This window comes from Vibrio sp. V08_P9A1T1, from assembly GCF_963874405.1.
GTDB lineage: Bacteria > Pseudomonadota > Gammaproteobacteria > Enterobacterales > Vibrionaceae > Vibrio > Vibrio anguillarum.
Genome location: NZ_CAWNIB010000202.1, coordinates 1 through 2,908, shown reverse-complemented (window position 1 = coordinate 2,908; position 2,908 = coordinate 1). Strand labels below are relative to the sequence as shown.

Genomic DNA, 2,908 nt, shown 5'->3' with positions numbered 1-2,908 from the left:
ATCCTTGAGATTTAATGGCGGCAACGAACCGAGTTTAAATTTGGAAGTTGCCAGCAAAAACAAAGGGAACCGGATAAGGAATTCCCATACATAAGAAAAGGCAGTGGATTAATTATGAAAAAGACTCTATTAGCACTAGCAGTAGTATCTATATCTTCTCAAGCGTTTGCTGAGGCTCCAACGGCAATTAACAGCGACCAGTTTAAAGTGAGTGGTCAATTAGGTTTAGGCGCTTACTATGACACATTCACAGAATCTGTTTATGATGATTGGGCAACAGCAGCAACCGTTAAAGTAGCATACAAAAACGGTTATGTAGTGGGCTATCTCGAAGCTGATTTAGAAATGAATTTTGATACAGATGAATCAAAAGTAAGCCCTTATGAAGGCGCGATTCAAAGCGGGCCAGCAACGGACATCGACAAAGCTTGGGTCGGTATTGATACTGGCTACGGTATTGCATCGTGGGGTTGGGAAAATGATACTGCACTCGATACTGTCGATGGTGCGGGTGATCTAACCGTTGAGTTTGGTAACAGTGCTGGCGATGCATCAGATGGATTTAATGTTTTCCAATTCCGTGGACAAGCATCAAGCATTGCATATGGTATTTCTTACTTTGACACAAGCGATGATCGTGATGCAGCTGACAGCGGTATTAACGGCTTTCTTGGCTTCAAATCTGAAACAGTTAACGTTTACGCTGGCTACGAGACACGTGATGAAGCTAAGTATGACGTAGTATCGTTGTCAGGTAATGCGAAGTTTGGTGCATTCCAACTTGGTGCAAACGCGTGGATCAATGATGGTGATAAGAAAGACTTGACCGGAAAAGATGCATCGGAGAAGAAATCTACTGGTTTTTATGTATCTACAGCTTACTCTGTATCGGATGATTTAACATTGGCTCTTGGTTACTCGGCTACTACTGACGAAGCAAAAGGTGCAGCAGATTACGATAGTTCATATGCGAACGTAGCTGCGTTTTATAATCTAAACGGTGTTGACGTGCAAGTAGATATCAAGCAAGACATCGAAAATGGTGATGCTGGTAAAGATCAAGAAGAGACTTGGGTATTTGCTGCCGCTTACTGGTACTTCTAACCTAATTGATTTGTAACTCTAGTTCTGAGCCCTTCTTTAATATAGAAGGGCTTTTTATTGCCCTACCCACAACACTTCTTAAATTTCTTGCCGCTACCGCAATGACATGGGTCATTTCGTCCTAGCTTCGTTGGTGTGTTCTCCTGTGGAAATTCACCGTCAACGTAGAACCAGATACCATTTTCTCGTATAAATCGTGAACGTTCTTGCAGACAAAATTGCTGTTGATTCTGTGTGTAATAGGCTTTGAAATGAACGAAGCCTTCATTTTCGTTGTTGCGGATACTTGCGGAGATGACGTCTAGCCCACACCATTGACTGTTGATTGATTCTTCAATCGCGTCACGTTGCTGTGGTGCATTGCAACTCGGATGATAGGTATTGATGACGAAATCAACCAAACCCAGAACATGGGCACTATAGCGGGCTCTCATCAGTTGCTCTGGATAGATGGCTAAAGCTGAATCACTGTGGATTGGTTCACAACAGTGTTGGTAATCTAAATGACTACCACAATAGCATTGGTTCATAAATCCTCTCAAATTGCCCATTCATATAAGACGGGGAAGTTTAAGGAGATCTAAACTCGATGTCTACTCAGGAGTGGACACCCAGTAAATCGGCTGTCCATTTCACAGCTTCGTTGTAACACTCTTTCACCACGGGCTCTTCGATATTTAACGCATTAGCAATTTTCTCAACCTTTTGCCAGTCAGCCTGTTCATAAGCTCGAGTTAACTCGAGTACCAGACCTAATTCTCCTTTCCCTTCTATTAATGCAAGTTTAACGTATTCGTCGATAGGCATCTCTTCCATGATACTTTCTAAAGGTTGATCAAGTAGGCTATCGAGTAGCGAAAACATTCCTGTCAGGAAGGCCGAACCGGGTTCGACGTTCATTTTTGCTTTCACACCGATCAGCTCGCAATATCTTGCCCTTTGAATGGATAAACCATACAAATAGTCCGGTTTAGATTCTTGCGTCGAAGCAATAGCAACCAAGGAGATAAACTTTCTCAATCGTTGTTCACCGAGATAAATCAGCGCTTGTTTAAATGAATGGATTTTTGAACTGACTGTTGCGGATGAGTTAACAAAGGTTAACAGTTTATAAGACAGGGTCAGGTCGGTGGCGACAAGCTCCTCAATGGCTTTGTAATCGAGGTTAGATTTGGCTATTTCTTTGAACAGTTGCACCACAGTAAGAAATGCAGGCTCTAACGCTTTGCGCTGTAACATCTCTGGTTTGCTAAAAAAGTAGCCTTGAAAATAGGTAAAGCCCGCCTTTTTAGCTTGCTTAAACTCTTCATAGGTTTCTACTTTCTCAGCAAGGAACTCAATTTTCGTCGCACCAAGTTTTTGAATAAAGCGAGCGGCTTTTTCAAGGGGAACGATACGGATGTCAAATTTGATAATTGACACATAGGGGAAGAAGACGAGCCAGCCTGAACTGGGTACAAAGTCATCAAGCGCAATTCGGTAACCAAGCTTCGCCATCTTTTTAATTGCTTCTAATAACTCTAAAGTTGGTTCGCAATCTTCCAATACCTCAACGACCAAGTTTTGCGCAGGAAAAAGCGTAGGCACGAGGTTAATCAGGCTTTGATAAGGAAAATTGACAAACCCTAAATGCTTACCCAGCGTATTGTAATGAGTGGATAAAAAATGATCAGAGAGTAACCGACTCGTTGCTAAGTCTGGGTCTATATCTGGAAAGGTGTTCTTAGGACCGTCTCGAAATAGCAGCTCGTAGCCGATAGTTTTTCGGTCACGATCGAGTATGGGTTGTCTGGCGATATAGGAG

3 protein-coding genes are annotated in these 2,908 nt (G+C 42.5%); 1 reads left to right on the top strand and 2 read right to left on the bottom strand.

Features of this window, described 5'->3' with window-relative positions; translation table 11 throughout:
- The first annotated feature begins 114 nt into the window (after positions 1-114).
- Entirely contained in the window at positions 115-1,104 is a 990-nt protein-coding gene (locus AACT21_RS08515; protein ID WP_094124563.1) for a porin, read from the top strand.
- Between the two features lie 62 nt (positions 1,105-1,166).
- On the opposite strand, the gene AACT21_RS08510 is transcribed toward AACT21_RS08515, so the two are convergent.
- Positions 1,167-1,634: a YchJ family metal-binding protein gene (locus AACT21_RS08510; protein WP_141195250.1), complete on the bottom strand. Its 468-nt coding sequence runs from the start codon at positions 1,632-1,634 to the stop codon at positions 1,167-1,169.
- Positions 1,635-1,701: 67 nt separating this feature from the next.
- Positions 1,702-2,908: EAL and HDOD domain-containing protein (locus AACT21_RS08505; RefSeq protein ID WP_254917200.1), on the bottom strand; the 1,207-nt coding region annotated here is incomplete at its 5' end.